Origin of the sequence: Caldanaerobacter subterraneus subsp. tengcongensis MB4 (genome assembly GCF_000007085.1) — a bacterium.
GTDB lineage: Bacteria > Bacillota > Thermoanaerobacteria > Thermoanaerobacterales > Thermoanaerobacteraceae > Thermoanaerobacter > Thermoanaerobacter subterraneus.
The window spans coordinates 2671349-2689445 of record NC_003869.1; the positions used below are offsets into that span (position 1 = coordinate 2671349).

Annotated in this window: 21 protein-coding genes; 1 reads left to right on the top strand and 20 read right to left on the bottom strand. The window is 38.8% G+C overall.

Annotation, left to right across the window (positions count from 1 at the left end; translation table 11 throughout):
* Positions 1-11 precede the first annotated feature (11 nt).
* The 3 genes from rpsF to mscS form a co-directional block, all read right to left on the bottom strand.
* The gene (gene rpsF, locus TTE_RS13170) at positions 12-299 is read right to left on the bottom strand and encodes a 30S ribosomal protein S6 (protein ID WP_011026750.1); all 288 of its coding nucleotides are present in this window, start codon (positions 297-299) and stop codon (positions 12-14) included.
* Between the two features lie 74 nt (positions 300-373).
* A complete protein-coding gene (locus TTE_RS13175; protein WP_031314159.1) occupies positions 374-580 on the bottom strand; it encodes a DUF951 domain-containing protein in 207 nt (68 codons plus the stop codon).
* 10 nt (positions 581-590) lie between these two features.
* The gene (mscS, locus tag TTE_RS13180) at positions 591-1439 is read right to left on the bottom strand and encodes a small-conductance mechanosensitive channel MscS (protein ID WP_011026752.1); all 849 of its coding nucleotides are present in this window, start codon (positions 1437-1439) and stop codon (positions 591-593) included.
* Positions 1440-1590: 151 nt separating this feature from the next.
* On the opposite strand from mscS, the gene yyaC reads away from it, so the two are divergent.
* Positions 1591-2151, top strand: a complete 561-nt coding sequence (gene yyaC / locus TTE_RS13185) for a spore protease YyaC (protein ID WP_011026753.1) — start codon at positions 1591-1593, stop codon at positions 2149-2151.
* Here the strand turns inward: yyaC and cphA are convergent.
* From cphA to rpmH, 17 genes are all read right to left on the bottom strand, one after another.
* Positions 2148-4787 carry a cyanophycin synthetase gene (cphA, locus tag TTE_RS13190; protein ID WP_011026754.1) on the bottom strand — a complete coding sequence of 880 codons (2640 nt, stop codon included), beginning with the start codon at positions 4785-4787 and terminating at the stop codon, positions 2148-2150. The genes yyaC and cphA overlap by 4 nt on opposite strands.
* Positions 4784-5617 carry a cyanophycinase gene (locus TTE_RS13195; RefSeq protein ID WP_009610976.1) on the bottom strand — a complete coding sequence of 278 codons (834 nt, stop codon included), beginning with the start codon at positions 5615-5617 and terminating at the stop codon, positions 4784-4786. The genes cphA and TTE_RS13195 overlap by 4 nt, the downstream gene beginning before the upstream one ends.
* 68 nt (positions 5618-5685) lie before the next feature.
* Positions 5686-6561, bottom strand: coding sequence for a diacylglycerol/lipid kinase family protein (locus TTE_RS13200; RefSeq protein ID WP_011026755.1), 876 nt, complete (start codon positions 6559-6561; stop codon positions 5686-5688).
* Between the two features lie 17 nt (positions 6562-6578).
* On the bottom strand, positions 6579-7082 hold the full coding sequence (locus tag TTE_RS13205; protein WP_011026756.1) for a DUF4446 family protein: 504 nt from the start codon (positions 7080-7082) through the stop codon (positions 6579-6581).
* A gap of 18 nt (positions 7083-7100) precedes the next feature.
* A complete protein-coding gene (locus tag TTE_RS13210; protein WP_009610963.1) occupies positions 7101-8243 on the bottom strand; it encodes an aminotransferase class V-fold PLP-dependent enzyme in 1143 nt (380 codons plus the stop codon).
* A 178-nt stretch (positions 8244-8421) separates the two neighbouring features.
* Positions 8422-9285 (bottom strand): ParB/RepB/Spo0J family partition protein, encoded by an 864-nt coding sequence (locus tag TTE_RS13215; protein WP_009610974.1) that lies wholly within the window; start codon positions 9283-9285, stop codon positions 8422-8424.
* Between the two features lie 22 nt (positions 9286-9307).
* The gene (locus TTE_RS13220) at positions 9308-10075 is read right to left on the bottom strand and encodes a ParA family protein (protein WP_009610977.1); all 768 of its coding nucleotides are present in this window, start codon (positions 10073-10075) and stop codon (positions 9308-9310) included.
* Positions 10076-10176: 101 nt separating this feature from the next.
* Positions 10177-10983 carry a nucleoid occlusion protein gene (gene noc / locus TTE_RS13225; protein WP_009610965.1) on the bottom strand — a complete coding sequence of 269 codons (807 nt, stop codon included), beginning with the start codon at positions 10981-10983 and terminating at the stop codon, positions 10177-10179.
* A gap of 74 nt (positions 10984-11057) precedes the next feature.
* Positions 11058-11504: an NUDIX domain-containing protein gene (locus TTE_RS13230; RefSeq protein WP_011026757.1), complete on the bottom strand. Its 447-nt coding sequence runs from the start codon at positions 11502-11504 to the stop codon at positions 11058-11060.
* 389 nt (positions 11505-11893) lie between these two features.
* On the bottom strand, positions 11894-12613 hold the full coding sequence (rsmG, locus tag TTE_RS13235) for a 16S rRNA (guanine(527)-N(7))-methyltransferase RsmG (protein ID WP_009610967.1): 720 nt from the start codon (positions 12611-12613) through the stop codon (positions 11894-11896).
* Positions 12594-14495: a tRNA uridine-5-carboxymethylaminomethyl(34) synthesis enzyme MnmG gene (mnmG, locus tag TTE_RS13240; protein WP_009610971.1), complete on the bottom strand. Its 1902-nt coding sequence runs from the start codon at positions 14493-14495 to the stop codon at positions 12594-12596. The genes rsmG and mnmG overlap by 20 nt, the downstream gene beginning before the upstream one ends.
* A gap of 8 nt (positions 14496-14503) precedes the next feature.
* Complete coding sequence (gene mnmE / locus TTE_RS13245) at positions 14504-15886, bottom strand: tRNA uridine-5-carboxymethylaminomethyl(34) synthesis GTPase MnmE (protein ID WP_011026758.1); 1383 nt, start codon at positions 15884-15886, stop codon at positions 14504-14506.
* A gap of 102 nt (positions 15887-15988) precedes the next feature.
* Positions 15989-16609, bottom strand: a complete 621-nt coding sequence (gene jag, locus TTE_RS13250; RefSeq protein ID WP_011026759.1) for an RNA-binding cell elongation regulator Jag/EloR — start codon at positions 16607-16609, stop codon at positions 15989-15991.
* A 1-nt stretch (position 16610) separates the two neighbouring features.
* A complete protein-coding gene (locus tag TTE_RS13255; protein ID WP_011026760.1) occupies positions 16611-17231 on the bottom strand; it encodes a YidC/Oxa1 family membrane protein insertase in 621 nt (206 codons plus the stop codon).
* 18 nt (positions 17232-17249) lie between these two features.
* Positions 17250-17459: a membrane protein insertion efficiency factor YidD gene (gene yidD, locus TTE_RS13260; RefSeq protein ID WP_011026761.1), complete on the bottom strand. Its 210-nt coding sequence runs from the start codon at positions 17457-17459 to the stop codon at positions 17250-17252.
* Positions 17456-17806, bottom strand: a complete 351-nt coding sequence (gene rnpA / locus TTE_RS13265) for a ribonuclease P protein component (protein WP_011026762.1) — start codon at positions 17804-17806, stop codon at positions 17456-17458. The genes yidD and rnpA overlap by 4 nt, the downstream gene beginning before the upstream one ends.
* Positions 17807-17842: 36 nt before the next feature.
* Positions 17843-17977 carry a 50S ribosomal protein L34 gene (gene rpmH, locus TTE_RS13270; protein WP_011026763.1) on the bottom strand — a complete coding sequence of 45 codons (135 nt, stop codon included), beginning with the start codon at positions 17975-17977 and terminating at the stop codon, positions 17843-17845.
* Positions 17978-18097: the final 120 nt, after the last annotated feature.

Here is an 18097-nt window from a genome sequence, read left to right on the forward strand (position 1 = left end):
ATTAATAAAAATTAATCGTCTGTCCTTATTATAAGGTAGCGCAAGACTCCATCAGTAATCCTATATACTCTCTCCAATTCGCGTGAAACATCTGGGCTACTATTGAAATTCATTAAAACATAATAACCCTCTGACTTCTTTTGAATAGGGTAAGCCAGTTTTCTTTTACCCCATTCATCAAAATTGGTAATTTCCCCGCCTCTTTCTACTATGAGGTTTTTGAACCTCTCAATCAAGCCCTTTCTTTCTTCCTCATTCAAATCTGGAGAGAGTACATACATAGTCTCGTATGACCTCATCTTTTCACCTCCTTCTGGACTAAGCGGCCCTATTTGCAAAATAGGGCAAGGCGGCAATTTACATTCCTATTCTATCATTGTCCCGATGGATTTTCAACTGTTTTTAAAATTTTTTTGATGCTCTTTTCAAACTTAGCCCTCGGCATTAACACCATCCTGCCACATTTCAAGCATTTTATCCGTATATCCATGCCAACCCTCAAAATTTCCCACTCGTCAGACCCACAAGGGTGTTTCTTTTTAAGCTTCACTATATCACCAACGTGCAAGTCTTTAGGCAAAGCCATCACCTCAATTAGTTTTCTTTTCTGAAAGAATGACGGTTGTGCGCGGGTAGGGGAAAGATATGTTCTTCTGGTCAAACATCTTTTTAACTCTGTAGCGGATGTCTCTTTCCACCGCCCATTTTTGCATAGGCTGGGTCTTTGCGTAAACCATTATGACAAGCTTTGAATCCTGCATATCTGTTATCCCTAATACTGTCGGGCCCTCTATTAAGTCGTCCCTCGACTTCTTTACTTCCTCGCATATCTCTTGAAGCCCTTCTATTATCTTGTCTACGTCCTCATCTATCGGAAATGCTATATTGACCACTGCCATCATGCTGTCTTTTGTGAGATTAGTTACCATCTTTATTTCTCCGTTCGGTATTATGTGAAGGCCATCAGAAAAGCCACGAATTTTTGTAACTCTTAAACCAATCTCCTCCACTGTACCGGAAATCCCATTGATGGTAACATAATCCCCAACAGAAAACTGGTCTTCAAAGATTATAAAAAAGCCTGAAATCATGTCTTTCACCAGATTCTGCGCTCCAAATCCTATGGCAAGGCTTCCGATACCTGCAACAGCCAGTAAAGAGGTCATATCTATGTTGAAAAGTTTGAGAATAGAAGCTCCGGCGAGAAAATAGATTATATACCTGACAGCATTTTTTGTAAGAGATGTCAGAGTGTCTATTTTCCTCTGAGGCAATTGAATTTTGGATTTACTGTACAACTTATAAAACCTATATATTAGAAAATCAGCAAACTTAATGCCAATGAAGGCAATGATGAGTATTTTTAGCACATCTAATAAAAATTTTACTGCTTTTATGTCATAAATTTCTACTAGCTTGTGGTATATATCTGCCCACATTTTCTCCATCACCTTGTTTTTCTGTTTTATCTTTATATTACACGAATCTACTCTTTTTTTCAACCGCTGCTTTTAGATTAAATTGAGTGTATGTAAATTTACACATTTGACAAAAATATATTTAAGACTACTGCAGAGAAAGGGGTATTAAATGGAGTTCATAAATATAGAAGATAAAAACGCCTTTGAAAATTTTTACAGAACATTTCAATTTTACTTCAAAAACCTCTATAAAGAACCTTATAGAGAAATAATACTCCTTTGCATAGGAACAGACAGGTCTACAGGAGATAGCTTGGGGCCCCTCACAGGCCATAAGCTAAAGCCGCTTTTGAGAAATAAAGCTCATGTCTTCGGAACTTTGGAAGATCCCCTTCATGCGAAGAACATAATTGATGTTTTAAAAGAGATAAGAAATACTTTTTATATGCCCTTTACAATAGCTATTGATGCTTCTCTTGGCTCATTAAAACACGTAGGCCACATTTCCATTGGAAAAGGCCCCATAAAGCCAGGGGCAGGAGTGTCAAAAGAGCTCCCCCCTGTGGGAGATATGTTTGTCACAGGTATAGTAAATATATCCGGTTTCATGGAGTACATGGTTTTGCAAAACACCAGGCTTAGAACTGTAATGAAGATGGCAGACATAATTGCAGCAGGTGTTTTTAGAACCATAACAGAAATAAGCGAGAAAAGCAAAGTAAGGGCTTAAGGATATGCCCTTACTTTGTTTTCATCTTCCATGTTTTTAATCTGCCTGTTTTTTACAAATTCCTCTATAACCTTCACCAGAGGCTCATATTTCTCATAAAACACCACAATTAAATCTCCAGCCTCTGCACTGTGCATAGCCGCTTTTAAAGCTTCTGTCTCTTTCAGGATGATTTTTATATTCTTTTTATCCATTCCCCCTTTTATAGCGCCTTCTTCTAAAATTTTTGCCACCTCTCCCTGTTTTCTGCCTCTTAAATCCTCATCCTCTTTTATATAGATGAAGTCAAATCCTCCTCCACACACCTCTCCTACTTTAAATATGCTGGAATCCATTCTGTCACCGGGAACCCCTATAACACCTATTAGTCTATTTGCATCGAGTTTTCTTGCTGCTTCTATGACTTTTTTAATTCCTTCTACATTGTGGCCATAGTCCACCAACACTCGGAAACTGCCAATGTTGAATAGGTTGAATCTTCCTGGATTGTGGGTGGTGTCAGGATAAAACGTCTTTATCCCTTTTGCTATTATGTTGATTGGCACCTTTACTCCATAAGAAGCGGCAATTGCAGCAAGAGAATTTTCAATATTGTGTAAAACTTTCCCTCCTAATGTAGCGGGAATTTCTTCAATTCTTACCACAGGAACTATCTGCCCATTGGCAATAACAATAACTCCTTCTTTTACATACACAGCTATCCCGCCATTTTCAATATGTCTTTTTACAGTTAAGTTGTTGTCATACATAGAGAAGTATATTATTTTCCCTTTAGCTTTTTTTGCAAGATAAGGGGTCATTGGGTCATCCGCATTCAAAACGCTATAGCCATCGTCCTTTACTGCTTCTACCACAAGAGCCTTTACAAAGGCCAGATCTTCCAGTGTATTTATACCATCTATCCCTAAGTGGTCTTCTGAAATATTTGTTATAACTCCCACGTCTGCCAGGTCATATCCCAATCCTTCTCTTAAAATGCCTCCTCTTGCTGTCTCTAAAACTGCCGCATCTATGTTTTTATCTGCAAGGCAAGTTCTAGCGCTTTTGGGGCCTGTATTATCTCCCTTGTATATGCATTTATCGTCAATGTATATGCCATCTGTTGTAGTCATTCCCACTGTATATCCATAGGTTTTTAGGATATGGGCCACCATTCTGGTCACTGTCGTCTTTCCGTTAGTGCCTGTTATAGACACAATTGGAATTGTAGCTTTGCTTCCTTTAGGAAACAGCATGTCAACAATGGCTTTTGCAACATTTCTGGGCTTGCCCTTGCTAGGATAATGGTGCATTCTTATGCCAGGCGATGCATTTATTTCTATTATAGCCCCATTGGTTGCAGATAGAGGTTTTCTTATATCTTCCATAGTAATGTCTATTCCTGCTATGTCAAGTCCTATAGCTTTTGCTGCTCTTACTGCAATTTCTATGTTGTGAGGGTGTATTTCGTCAGTTCTGTCTATGGCAATTCCTCCAGTGCTCAAGTTAGCACTTTCCCTTAAGAAAACCTTTCTACCTTTCCTTGGCACATCATCAAGGGTAAGCCCTTGTTTCTGAAGCACCATTTTTGACACAGCATCTACTGTTATTTTGGTGAGGGGTTTTTCATGGCCATTTCCTCTTAAAGGATTTTTATTCTCTATCTCAATAAGCTCTTTCACTGTGTGAACTCCATCCCCTATAACGTGGGCAGGGATTCTCTCCGCAACAGCCACGACTTTCTCGCCCACTACCAGCACTCTGTAATGTCTTCCTCTAATTTGCTTTTCCACCATCACAAGGTCACTGTAATTTTTGGCATTTCTATAGGCTATCACCACTTCTTCTCTGTTTGAGATATTGAGGTGAACTCCTTTCCCCTGATTCCCATTGTAGGGCTTTATGACAACGGGATAGCCCAGCTCTTCTGCAATTGAAATAGCTTCTTCTTCATTGTAAGCTACATCTCCTTCTGGAACTGGAAGGCCGTGGTCTTTAAGTATTTTCTTGGTCAGGATTTTGTCTGAGGCGATGTCAACAGCGATACAGCTCGTATTCTGAGAAATAGTCCCTTCAATTATTTTCTGATATTTGCCATATCCTAATCTCAGTATGCTCCCATTTCCAACTCTTGTAACCGGTATCCCCCTTTTTAGTGCTTCCATTTTTATGGCCATTGTGCTAGGCCCCAGCTCTACTTCTGCAATTATATTGCTAATTTTCTCCAACTTTTCCTCCAAATCTATTTTCTCGCCTCTTATAAGCTTATTTACTAAATCAACAGCTAACTTTGCTGCCCTTATTCCGCATTCTTCTAAGCTATATTCAAATATAACATTATACAGGCTTCCTTCAACATTCCGCGCTCTTCCAAACTTAACGTCATATCCCAGCACGTTTTGAAGTTCTAAAATTATGTGTTCTGTCACATGGGGAAGGTATGTGCCCTCTTCCAGCCTTTTTGCAAAGCCACCTTCATAGCCGTAAGAGCAGGTATGTTTTTTTAATCCGGGAAGAAGATTAAGGAGAGTTTCATTGAATCCGGGTATATCTTTTGTAGGGATTTCCTCCCCTTCTATGTCTACTGTCATTTTTATCACGGGTCTGTGGCTGTATACATTCCTTCCCCTGTACACCCTTATTTCCTTTATTTTCATATTTTATCCTCCTCAATCGCAGGTTCAGGCCGCCACCTTTTTAAGTCAAATTGATAACCTGACGGCAAGATGTGAATGAGCACATTTGTCAGAGCCAAAATCTCATCGGGCTTCGATTCAGAGACATTTGAATGAGTAAGCCACCTCCCGTCCACTACTGTTACAGCATTATTGCCAATCACTTTAAAGCGATTTTCCTCCACCACTATCGCCGTATCCTCATCAATTCCTATGCCCAAATTGCTCGGATTCTGTGCTATTGCAGCAAGAAGCCTCCCTATGCGACCCCTTTGAGCAAAATGCTGGTCTATTATTACATTCTTTAACAATCCCAGCCCTGGTGCCATCTTTATAGTGCATTTCCTAGGGGAATCATCGTCATTCCCCTCTACAATCATCGTCTGAGACATCACAGATGCTCCTGCACTCGTCCCGACTATCAAAACCCCCTTTTCGTGCATGTCCCTTAGCATATCATCTATGCCACTTCCTCCTAAAATGCTTGTTATCCTCAACTGGTCTCCTCCTGTAAAAAACACGCAGTCGCAGTTTCTCAATAAGCCTTTGGCATTTTCTATTTCTTCTTTTTGCCTGGAATTTATATTGACTATCCGGACCTCTTTTGCCCCCAATCTTTTAAAAATTGTCTCGTACATTTCTCCTACTTCCTCGGCCTTTTCCGTCGCTGTAGTCATCACAACTATCTTGCTCTTTTCTCCGCCTGCTAAACTTACAACCTCCCTCAAAATTTCACATCTGTCCTCTTTATCTTCTGCTCCTCCTATTATGACAAGCTTTCCTACTCCTTCTTTCACCTTCTCTTCCTCCAAAAAATAATTAAACTCTCAGGTTTCATAATTTATTATTCCTGAGAGTTTATTTCAATATACCCTTAATTTCAAAGGGTACATAATTTTATGGCATTTTCTTCTACTTTTATTTCAATTTTACTGCTATAAAGTATTTCTCCGTCAACAGTTATAGGTATTTCTTTATCGGCCTCTATTTCTACTCTCTTTGTCCTATAAGTTTCCACCAAACTTTTCAAGTGCACATGTTTTCCAAAAATAACCAATGGAAGCAGCACCAAAATCTTTAGCTTGTTCACTCTTCCCACTATCATCACATCCAGACACCCATCGTGGGGGTCAGCTCCCGGCAAAAGTTTTATGCCGCCAGCGTAATAGCTCAAAACTCCTGCAGCAAAAATCGTTATATCTTTCTTTATCTCTTTTCCATCCATTTTTATCTTAACAGAATAGGGCTTGTACCTAAAAAGAACATTTAAAAGAGCAACTAAATAGGCCCAAATTCCCGAGAAAAATTTTTTGAACCGAACAGCCAAAGCTGCAGTCTCAGATGCAATCCCTGTGCTGGCAATATTCCCAAATGTTAATATGCCATTTATCAAGGCTGCGTCTATGACTTTTACATTTCCCATTATCAAAACATCTATGGCTTTTTCTATTTTTTTGGGTATATGGAAAAACCTAGCAAAGTCATTGCCTGTCCCTACAGGAATCACTCCCAAAGCAGCAGGAGTCCCTTTTATGCCATTGACAACTTCCAAAACTGTTCCATCTCCACCTACAGCTACCACCACTTTAAAGCCGCTTAATGCAGCCTTTCTTGCTAAGATTTTGCCGTGCCCTGCGTACTTTGTTATAAATATTTTGTAATCGATTAATTTCTTTTTCATAATTCTTCGTATTTCAGGAATTTTCCTGTAAGCTCTTCCTCCCCCTGCCACAGGGTTGACAATGAAAGCGATCAAGCTAATCACTCCCCACACTACAATGCTTTTCTCTTCGCCCTCTCAATAGCTTGTACCTCTTCTGCAGAAAGAGGGTACTTGGAATGCCCTCTTTCTATAGGTTTTGCGAAAGTAGCCGTCTCATTTCGCCCATAAATACCCGATAGAACTACTCCATTGTCTTCCTCATCCAAGAAAGCAATAGAATAACTCAAATCAGAACCTACATCTGGAAAAGCATTGTACCTCACTATCCCCACTTTTTTAATGGCCCTTCTCCCCTCTTTTTCTAGAGCATTTACTTTTACTCTTATTTGATTGATGTCATTTCTTATCTCTTCCTTCTCAACTAAAATTCTTTGAAGAAGGTCAAAAATATCTCCTTTTTGCAGAGTGTCTATGACTTTTTCATAAGTCCTTTTAATCTTTAAAAATTTGGCATTCAAAATCAATATCAATATCAACTCAAAGATTGCTAAAACCGCCAGTGCCAATGTAAAAAGTGGAAGATTGCTGTATACAAGTTCTAAAAAGTTCTGCATATCCTCTCCTCCAGTTCTTTAAAAGTTTTTTTGAATAATTGTTTCAATAGCTTCTACCGCTTTAATTATTTCCTCTTCCGTGTTAAAGTATCCAATCCCAAACCTCAAAGTTCCGCTCTTTAAAGTACCTATAGTAGAATGAGCCAGTGGTGCACAGTGAAGCCCTGCCCTTGTAGCAATGTCAAATTCTCTATCCAGTATATGGCTTACTTCTCCAACATCCATCCCTTCTACCGTTATTGAAACTACCCCCACTCTATCCTCTATTTTCTGAGGACCGTAAACTCTCACCTTTTTTATCTCTCTCAGGCCCTCTATAAGCAATTCTGTAAGTTTGACCTCACGCTCCCTAATTGAATTTACGCCTACTTTTTTTACAAACTTCACTCCTTCTTTAAGGCCAGCGATACCCGGAGTGTTCAATGTCCCACTTTCCAGCTTGTCGGGCATCAAATCGGGCTGAAGTGTAAGTTCAGACCTACTTCCTGTACCTCCTTCTTTTAATGGAACAAGCTCTATACCTTCTTTGACATAAAGCCCGCCTGTACCCTGGGGTCCATAGAGTCCCTTATGCCCTGGGAAAGCCAGCAAACTTATATTATATTTTTCGACATCTATAGGTAAAACTCCTGCTGTCTGAGCGGCATCCACTAAAAAAATTAAATTCATTTCCCGGGCAATATTTCCTATCTCCTCAATTGGCATGATAGTACCTGTGACGTTAGAAGCGTGAGTAATTGCAATCATTTTTGTGTTCTTTTTTACGGCTCTTTTAATATCCTCAGGGTCAATCTTTCCTTCTTCGCTCCCTTTGACTATTGTAACTTCTACTCCTTGTTCCTTTAGTCTGCTCAAGGGTCGTGCGACGGAATTATGTTCCATACTGGATGTTATCACATGGTCTCCTTCTTTTAACACGCCTTTTAGAGCTATGTTCAACGCTTCTGTGGTATTTAATGTAAAAACTACCCTCATAGGGTCTTTGATATTGAAAAGAGAAGCTATCTCTTGCCTCGCTTCAAAAATTACCCTGCTGGCCTCCAAAGCCATTCTGTGGCCTCCTCTTCCCGGATTGCCACAGTTTCTCAACATTCTGTCCACTTCCAAATATACCTCTTCAGGTTTAGGCCAGGTAGTAGCAGCATTGTCAAAATATATCATTCACCAATTCCCCTTTTAATTATTTTCTTTAATTTAATATATGCACTTACACCTTCAAAGGGATTACCTTCTACTATAATTTTATACCTATTCATAATCCTTGACAACAAAAATAAATTAAGGGACCTTATAAAAGTCCCTCTCCAACTTTTGTATCAATTTGTAAAGCATATTATTATCACTTTTCAAAACCGTAAATAATATCCAAAATTCTAGTCAGGTCTTCTTCACCATAATACTCAATCTGTATAATGCCTTTCTCTTTCCCTTTTTGAAGTATCTGAACTTTTGTTCCTAATAGACTGCAGAGATTATCTTCTATTTCCCTTATATGTACATCTATTCTTTTATCTTTTCTTTTTTCTTTTGTCTTTTCACTTCTACTGAGGAGAGTTTTCACCAGTTTTTCTGTTTCCCTTACATTGAGTCCATCTTCCACTATCTTTTTTGCTGCTTCATATTGAAGAGTCTTGCTCGTTATAGATAAAATCACCTTTGCATGTCCCACTGTTATTTTCCCTTCTATCAGCATTTCCTGCACCCTGTCGTCCAAATTCAAAAGCCTTATGCTGTTAGCAATGACTGACCTGCTCTTTCCTATTTTTTTGGCAATTTCCTCTTGAGTCAAATTAAACTGTTCCATCAAAGTCTTATATGCTTTTGCTTCTTCAATGGGATTTAAATCTTCTCTTTGGAGATTTTCAATGAGAGCAATTTCCATAACCTGTAAGTCATCTAAATCTCTAATTATAACCGGAACTTCCTTTAACCCTGCAATTTTTGCCGCTCGCCATCTCCTTTCTCCTGCCACCAGCTGATAGCCCGTTCCCTGCCTTCTTACAACCAATGGCTGTACAATACCGTGTTCCTTTATAGAATCTGCCAATTCCCTTAAACTTTCTTCGTTAAAATGCTTTCTCGGTTGATATTGATTAGGAAATATTTTATCTATCTGAACCGTTTCTACCCCTTGAGCCTCTTCCTCTCTGTATTCCGGAATAAGCGCCTGCAAGCCTCTTCCCAGACCTTTTTTCCCCGCCACTCTAACACCACCTTTTAAAATTTTATATTCCAGCCCTTTCTATTACTTCTTCAGCCAAATCTTCATATGCTTCAGCCCCTTTGGAAGTAGGGTCATAGAGGGAAATTGGCTTTCCATAACTTGGGGCTTCCCCCAGCCTTATATTCCTGGGAATAATAGTCCTGTACACCTTCTCTTTAAAAAATTTTTTTACCTCGTCCACTACTTGAATAGAAAGGTTTGTCCGAGCATTGAACATCGTAAGAACTACTCCTTCAATCTCCAAAGAAGGATTTAAACTTTTTTTCACCAGGTTTATAGTATTCATAAGCTGAGTCAGGCCTTCCAAGGCATAATATTCGCACTGTATTGGCACAATTACAGAATCAGCAGCTGTGAGAGCATTTATTGTCAAGAGCCCCAGTGAAGGAGGACAATCTATAAGAATATAGTCGTATTTTTCTTTCACGCTTTCTATAGCCTTTTTCAATCTGTATTCCCTGGAAATCATTGGCACAAGTTCAATCTCTGCTCCTGCCAACTGTATACTCGAAGGTACAATATCCAGTCCGTACTGTTCAAGTTTTAATATGGCATTTTCTATTTCTTCCTCGTCAATTAACACAGTATATGTAGTGTGATCTAAAGAAGCTGGATTTACTCCAAAACCGCTTGTCATATTGCTCTGTGGGTCTATATCTATGCAAAGAACTTTTTTCCCTTTGACCGCCAACGCATATCCCAAATTTACAACAGTAGTGGTTTTACCTACTCCTCCTTTTTGATTAGCAACAGCAATTACTTTTCCCACTTTTCCACCCCCTGTTTATCAGGACCACCTTCTCACGTCTATTATATCATTGTTTATAATAATGTTCCACATGGAACATCTGACAGGGGGTGAAATTTAATTTATTTTTTAGGAATTCTTATTACAAATTCCAAATACTCATCCTCTTCTCTTTGTGTGTACTCGGCATTCACACCAGACCTTTTCATGGCCTCCACAGTCTGTTTAATAGTGTTGACAAAAATTCTAATGTCTTTGTAAAACTTCATCATTTTCTTGCCATTCTTTTGAGAAACCTCTGGCCTTTTTGTTATCTTATCAATCATTTCCTGGACTAATTTTTCTGTTTGACTCACATTGAGCTTCTTTTTTACTATAACTTCCAATACCTTTTTCTGAAGTTCCTCATCAGGAAGCCTCAAAAGTGCCCTGGCATGCCTTTCTGTCAAATCGTTCTCTAAAAGTTTTTCCTGTATTTCTTTGCTGAGTTTTAAGATGCGAAGTTTATTGGCAATTGTGGATTGGCTTTTCCCCAGCACTTTTGCAAGTTGTTCCTGCGTGAGATGATGGTCATTTATTAAATTGTAGTAGGCCTGAGCTTCTTCAATAAAATTGAGATTTTCTCTTTGCAAATTTTCAATCAAAGACAAAATTGCAGAATCTTGGTCGTGAGCATTGATGACTATTGCAGGAACTTCTTTAAGCCCTGCTAATTTAGATGCACGCCACCTTCTCTCCCCAGCTACCAATTCATAGGAATTGTTGCCCACCATTCTCACTGTAATAGGCTGCAGCACCCCGTAAATTTTAATGGATTCAGCCAATTCTTCTAAATTTTCTATGTCAAAAGTTTTGCGAGGCTGGTACGGGTTAGGCCTTATAGCTTCAATAGGCAAATAGACAATCTCTAAAGCCTTATTGGACACCATTTCTAACACCCCACTCCATCACTCTTCCCCTTTAAATTATATATTCGACAAAAATAAGGAAAATCCTTCTAAAATTATAAAAAAGTTTCAGGTATTGGAATTAAGCAATCTAAAAATCCTTCCCTCTGTATGAGGTCTGCTAGCTTTCTGGGATACACCTTGTAATTTTTTAATTCTTCAAAATCCACCCACTTGACCTCTTTTAAAACCTGCTCCTCCTTTGGCAGTTCGGGATCTTCTCCTAATTTCATTTCTCCGCCTATAATTGTAGAGTAAAAGTAGGTGACATAGTATATGTCGTATTCCTGAATATAGCAAACACCATGAAGTTTTACATCATAACCTGTCTCTTCTTTGCATTCTCTAATAGCTGCAGCTGCAACAGATTCATTTTCCTCAACCCTCCCTCCTGGAAAAACCCACGCCTCATTTTCTCCATCACTGTGTTTCACAAGCAAAACCCTGTTATTCTCTACAATCACAACTCTCGCAACAAGCAGGCTAGCGCGAAATTTTTTCATTTCCATCCCTCATTCTATCAACATCTATATAATGAATTATAACATAAAAAGCTGTCCCTCAAATTAAAATTAAAACTTAAAATAAAAAAGCGCCCACAAAAGGTAAGCGCCCAGACTGTTGACAAAATAAAGAAGTGGCATTTTGTGTGTAAATGCGACTTGTTGTCAAAGCGGTAACTAAACTTGGCGAACTTGAGGAGCGAAGGCGGGGCGAGCAAAGCGAGCGGCCACCTGAGCCTGAAAGGCGAATTGGCCGGTACCCCGCCTGAGCCCGAAAAGTGAGCCTTAGTTTAGTCGCTTTGCAACTCTGGAGCATTAACACAAAATGCCACTTAAATAAGAAAGACTTTGTCAACAAACTGAGCGCCCACAAAAGGTAAGCGCCTATATTACAAAGGTTTTGTCCTTATGGCTTTTTCCCTTCGAGGATACTTTGAAGGCAGGACATCAACCTTTTTCACTACAATCAAATGGTGAAGAATATCACTAAAAGGAAGCCTCACTTCAATCACATCTTCAATCTCGCATTTAAGCTCTTCTAAAGCATTCTTGCACTGATATACTTCTTCTATATCTCTTCCCTTCATCGCAATAAAATGTCCTCCCACCCTCACAAAAGGAACAGCATATTCCAGTAAAATATTGAGAGGAGCCACGGCTCTTGCAGTAGCAATATCAAATTTTTCTCTAAACCTTTCAACTTTTCCCAGTTCTTCTGCTCTTCCGTGTATTACTTCAATACCCTCAAAAAGAAGAACTTGAGAAAGGAAATTTAAAAAATTTACTTTCTTTTTGGATGCTTCAAGAAGAGTAAGTCCAATTTCAGGAAAAACTATTTTTAAAGGAATCCCTGGAAATCCAGCCCCTGTTCCTATATCTATAACTTTTTCTCCCCCTTTTATTTTGCCGCTTTTTATAACAGAAAGGCTGTCCAAAAAATGCTTTATCACAACTTCCTCTTCCTCAGTAATTGCCGTTAAATTCATCTTTTGATTCCATTCCAATAAAAGAGAATAAAATTTTTGGAAATGTTCCACATGGAACATTTCCAAAGTAATCCCTAAACTACTCGCTCCTTGTACTAGCATTTCAATTGATTTTTGCTTCATCGGACCTCTTTCTCCTCATCTGTTGTAGGTATATTAAAAGCACAGAAATATCAGCAGGAGAAACCCCTGAAATACGGGATGCCTGTCCAACAGAAGTAGGCCTTATCTTTGAAAGTTTCTCTTTTGCTTCATTGCTGAGCCCATGAACTTGATAGTAATCTATGTCCTCTGGGATTTTTTTATTCTCCATTGCTTTAAACTGCTCTACCTGCCTTAACTGTTTTAAAATATAGCCCTCGTATTTTATGTTTATGTCTATCTGCTCCGCAACGCTATCCAAAATGTCATCAGGCCTTGTTGGGTCCAAAAATTTAGTGGATTTGTAGTCAATTTCAGGCCTTTTCAATAAGGTGTACAGGTCAACTCCTGAAACTAAAGGAGTACTTCCCCTTGAAATTAAAAAGTTGTTTACTTCTTCTGTCGGCCTCACCATGACAGTGGGGAGTCTCATCATCTCTTTTTCTAACTGTATTTTCTTCCTCAAAAATTTCTCATACCTTTCTTCCGTCACAAGCCCTATTTCTTTTCCTATCTCAGTCAATCTGAAGTCCGCATTGTCCTGCCTTAAAATCAATCTGTACTCAGCTCTTGAAGTAAGCATCCTGTAAGGCTCATTTGTACCTTTTGTAACTAAATCGTCTATCAAAATTCCTATATAAGCCTGAGACCTATCTAGAATTAGAGGCGGTTTTCCTAAGATTTTTAAAGCTGCATTTATGCCAGCCATGAGCCCTTGTGCTGCTGCCTCTTCGTAGCCAGAAGTTCCATTCACCTGTCCTGCAAAATACAATCCTTCTACCAACTTTGTCTCAAGCGTAGCTTTAAGCTGAGTAGGATCTATACAGTCGTATTCTATCGCATAGGCTGGCCTCATAATCTTCGCATTCTCAAGTCCAGGAATAGTACTTAGAATTTCCATCTGAAGGTCTTCAGGGAAGCTAGAAAACAATCCCTGAATGTACATTTCGTAAGTATCTCTTCCCTCTGGCTCCACAAAAATCTGATGCCTGTCTCTGTGGGGAAATTTCATCACTTTATCCTCAATGGAAGGACAATACCTAACTCCCACTCCTTCTACTTCTCCGGTGTACAGAGGAGCTCTGTGTATATTATCCCTTATTATTTTGTGAGTTTTTTCATTGGTGTAGGTGAGCCAGCAGGGAATCTGCTCTATCTCAATCTTATCATGCATGAAAGAAAATGGAGTTATAACCTCATCGCCAGGTTGCATAATCATCTTAGAAAAATCGACAGTTCTTTTATCAACTCTGGGAGGAGTGGACGTATTGAATCTCATCATTTTAAAACCCAATCTCTTTATAGCTTCTGACAACTCCTTCGCCGGGAAAAGGCCACTTGGACCGCTTTCAAATCCAACCTCTCCTATTATGACTCTGCCTCTCAAAAAAGTTCCTGTAGTTATTATGCAGGCTTTACATTTATAAATAGCTCCAAGTTTTGTCACAACACCTACTACCTTATTATTTTCCACTAAAATATCTACAATCTCCGCCTGCTTTATATCCAGATTTTTCTGCCTTTCTAAAGTGTGCTTCATATTCGCCTGATACAGTTTCTTGTCCACCTGTGCTCTCAAAGACCTGACAGCAGGACCCTTGCTGGTATTTAAAGTCCTCATTTGAAGGAGAGATTTGTCTGTATTTACAGCCATTTCTCCCCCTAAAGCATCTATTTCCCTTACCAACTGTGCCTTAGCAGGGCCACCTATAGATGGATTGCAGGCCATAAGAGCTATAGCATCTAAATTTGTCGCAAAGCCAACCGTTGCAAGTCCCAGCCTTGCAGAAGCGAGAGCTGCTTCGCTTCCCGCATGTCCCAATCCAACAACGCATACATCATATTCTCCTGCAATATACCTCATACCTCCACCTACTTTCCTACACAGAATCTTTCAAAGATCTGATTTATCACGTCCTCTGTTGCCGTCTCACCTGTAATCTTTCCTATCTCATTTAGCGCTCCATTTACATCAATCGTTATTAAATCTTCGCTATAACCTTTTTCAATTGCCTCTATGACGCTTTCCATGTGTTTTTTTGCGTTTATTAGCACTTCCCTGTGCCTTGCATTTGTAATTATCTCTTCCTCCGTAGCAGAAACCTTCCCTTTGAATACCAAATTGTATATCTCGCTTTCCAGCTTGTCAAGTCCTGTCCTTTCTACAGTAGAAACCTCTACTATTATACCATTTCCTACTAATTTTTTTAACTCCTCTTCATCAATTTTTTTAGGCAGATCTACTTTGTTGAGAACAAATATTATATTCTTTCCCGAAAGAATATCAAAGATCTCATAATCTTCTTTTGTAAGGTCTCTTGAAGCATCCAAAACAAATAAAATAAGGTCAGCTTCTGCCAGTACTTCTTTGCTCTTTTCCACTCCTATTTTTTCCACCAGTTCATCTGTATGCCTTATTCCTGCAGTGTCTATGAGCTTTATTGGAATTCCTTTTATATTCATGTACTCCTCTATTACATCCCTTGTGGTCCCAGGGATGTCAGTGACTATAGCTCTATTTTGCTTTAAAAGAGCATTTAAAAGAGAGGACTTCCCCACATTAGGCTTTCCTATTATAGCTGTCTTGAGCCCTTCCCTTATTATCCTTCCGCTTTCAGAAGAAGCAATCAAATATTCTATGTCATTTAATATGTCTTTTGCCCTTCTTTTAATTTCCTCTCTTTCAAGCTCTTCCACATCCTCTTCAGGAAAGTCAATCAAAGCCAAAAGATGACTCAAAAGTTCCATTATCTTGTTTTTCAAATCTTTCATCTTCTGCCCCAAAACCCCTGCCAGCTGCTTTTGAGCATATCTATTAGCAAGCATAGTTTTAGATGTTATAATATCAATCACAGCTTCTGCCTGTGACAAATCAATCCTCCCATTTAAAAAAGCTCTTTTAGTAAACTCCCCTGGTTCAGCAAGGCGCGCTCCATGTTTTAAAACCAGTTCTAAAATCTTTGAGCTTACTACTATACCCCCATGGCAGTTAATTTCCACTACATCTTCTCTAGTGTAAGTATTGGGCTTCCTCATGACAGTTACCAGCACTTCATCGTAAACTTCACCCGTTTCAGGGTCTACAATATGACCATAGTGGATAGTGTGGCTTTTAACAGATTTTATATCTTTTTTTCTGAAAGGTCTAAAAATTTTTGAAATTATTTCTAAAGCTTCATCTCCACTTATTCTCACTATTCCAATTCCCGCTTCTCCAGGGAAAGTAGAGATAGCTGCAATTGTATCAAATTCCATTTCCATCACCAGCCTCAGCTAACTTCACAATCACATAAAATAATATACCAATTTTTCAATCTTTTCAATCAAGAAAAAATAAAAAAGACCCCGCAAAAGGGCTCATTTCAAAGCAATTATAACTCTTCTGTTGGGTTCCTCTCCTTCGCTATAGGTCTCCACATAGGGGTGGTCTTGCAAAGCTAAATGAATTATTCTTCTCTCATTAGGAGTCATGGGCTCTAGCTCTATGCTCTCCTTTGTCTCCATCACCTTTTTAGCAAGCTTTCTAGCAAGTCGAGTGAGAGTTTCTTCTCTTCTTTTTCTGTAATTTCCTGCATCTAAAATTATCCTTCTGTATCTCTCATACCCTTTGTATTTGCTTGCCACCACATTTACTAAGTACTGCAAAGCATCCAATGTCTCTCCTCTTCTTCCTATAAGCAGTCCCACATTCTTGCCTTGCAAATTGAACTTTATAGTATCCTCTGTCTCCTCAATTTCAAAAGTGATATCCAGTTTCATCGCATCTATTACCTGTTTTAGGAAATTTTTAGCAGACTCCTTTATCACGTCTTTTAAAACTACTTTTACAATGGCCTGCTTGCTGATAAGGCCTAGAAAACCTTTTCCCCCTTCATCCAGCACTTCCACTTCTACCATATCTCTCGGGACGCCAAAATCTTTAAGCGCAAGATTTATGGCCTCCTCCACTGTTTTACCAGTTCTTATTAATTCTTTCAATTCAGGATTCCCCCTTGAGCGTTTTGGTCTCCCTCATGAAAATATACTGCTGAACTATCTGGAATATATTGCTCGTAACCCAATAAATCCCCACTCCAGCCGGCAATGTGACAGTAATCCAACCCATGAAAAGAGACATCATTATATTCATAGAGTTCTGACTCTTATCTGTAGCGACCATAGCAGAAGATATATAAGTAGTTACTGTAGCTAAAATTGGAATTATATAATAAGGGTCTCTCTCAGCTAGGCTGTGCATCCACAAAAAAGATGCTGTCGAAAAGGCTGGATAGGTTCTAAGCATCGTAAAAAGCGGCCATAAAATTATTAAAGGCAAAAGCATTGGAAGACAACCACCAAAAGGATTTATCTTTTTCTCCTGATAAAGCTTCATGGTTTCCATATTGAGTTTTTGGGGGTCCTTGCCGTACTTCTTCTTGAGCTCTTCCACCAAAGGTTGTATTTCTTTCATTTTCTTCATCATAGCCATCTGCTGAATGTAAAAAGGCAAAAGAAGAATTCTTATGAAAACTGTAAAGACTATTATAGCTACGCCGTAATTGCCCACGTAATGGTGAATAAACTCTAAAAGCTGTCCTAAATACATAGCAATTGTTGCCATAGTATACCTCCAAAACAGTTATTTTACAGGGTCGTATCCTCCAGGGTTAAAGGGATTACACCTCAAAATCCTCCAAATTGACATCAATCCACCCTTTAAAAGTCCATATTTAGAAATAGCCTCTATAGAATACTGAGAGCAAGTAGGATAAAATCTACAGGTCCTTGGCTTCATAGGGGAAATATACTTTTGATACAATCTTATTAAAAAAATTACAAAATTTTTCATCTTTCTTTCTCCTCATACAAGGGTGTCTTTTTGAGCAATTTTTCTATAGACTCCTTTAAAGTATGAAAGTCAGCCTCCGCAATCTTGCCCCTCGCCACAAAAACCACATCATAACCTTGCCTGAGATTGGAATTTAAAAGCCGGAAACTTTCGTGCAAAAGCCTCTTTACCCTATTTCTCACTACACTTTTACCAATCTTCTTACTCACAGAATATCCAGCTCTGTTGACCTGTAACCCATTTGGCATGTAGTACATAACTATAAAACGATTGGCAACAGTTTTTCCATTGGAGTAAACTCTTTTAAACTCCTGTGTCTTTTTCAATTTCGTCAACTTTTCCCTCATCTATACCTCCACATGGCAAAAAAGGCCATTCCGGCCTTAAGCTGTAAGTCTGTGTCTCCCTTTTAATCTTCTTCTTTTTAATACGTTTCTTCCTGCTTTTGTAGACATCCTTTTTCTGAACCCGTGGACTTTCTTTCTATGTCTTTTTTTAGGTTGATAAGTGCGAAGCATCACTACCCCTCCTAGAACCTAAAAAATGCTATAAAAATTATAACGTTAATTGGATATGATGTCAACAAAGACTTTATCAACAGGTCAGAAATTATCTACAGGAAGATGTAGATAAAAAAT

Coding starts and splice junctions, on each gene's coding strand:
- TTE_RS13255 (WP_011026760.1), bottom strand. CDS start 17,231: ATGGCAACAATTGCTATGTATTTAGGACAGCTTTTAGAGTTTATTCAC.
- rpsF (WP_011026750.1), bottom strand. CDS start 299: ATGAGGTCATACGAGACTATGTATGTACTCTCTCCAGATTTGAATGAG.
- mnmE (WP_011026758.1), bottom strand. CDS start 15,886: ATGGAATTTGATACAATTGCAGCTATCTCTACTTTCCCTGGAGAAGCG.
- rnpA (WP_011026762.1), bottom strand. CDS start 17,806: ATGAGGGAAAAGTTGACGAAATTGAAAAAGACACAGGAGTTTAAAAGA.
- noc (WP_009610965.1), bottom strand. CDS start 10,983: ATGGTGTCCAATAAGGCTTTAGAGATTGTCTATTTGCCTATTGAAGCT.
- rsmG (WP_009610967.1), bottom strand. CDS start 12,613: ATGAAGCAAAAATCAATTGAAATGCTAGTACAAGGAGCGAGTAGTTTA.
- mnmG (WP_009610971.1), bottom strand. CDS start 14,495: ATGAGGTATATTGCAGGAGAATATGATGTATGCGTTGTTGGATTGGGA.
- rpmH (WP_011026763.1), bottom strand. CDS start 17,977: ATGCTTCGCACTTATCAACCTAAAAAAAGACATAGAAAGAAAGTCCAC.
- TTE_RS13230 (WP_011026757.1), bottom strand. CDS start 11,504: ATGAAAAAATTTCGCGCTAGCCTGCTTGTTGCGAGAGTTGTGATTGTA.
- mscS (WP_011026752.1), bottom strand. CDS start 1,439: ATGTGGGCAGATATATACCACAAGCTAGTAGAAATTTATGACATAAAA.
- yidD (WP_011026761.1), bottom strand. CDS start 17,459: ATGAAAAATTTTGTAATTTTTTTAATAAGATTGTATCAAAAGTATATT.
- yyaC (WP_011026753.1), top strand. CDS start 1,591: ATGGAGTTCATAAATATAGAAGATAAAAACGCCTTTGAAAATTTTTAC.
- cphA (WP_011026754.1), bottom strand. CDS start 4,787: ATGAAAATAAAGGAAATAAGGGTGTACAGGGGAAGGAATGTATACAGC.
- TTE_RS13210 (WP_009610963.1), bottom strand. CDS start 8,243: ATGATATATTTTGACAATGCTGCTACTACCTGGCCTAAACCTGAAGAG.
- TTE_RS13205 (WP_011026756.1), bottom strand. CDS start 7,082: ATGCAGAACTTTTTAGAACTTGTATACAGCAATCTTCCACTTTTTACA.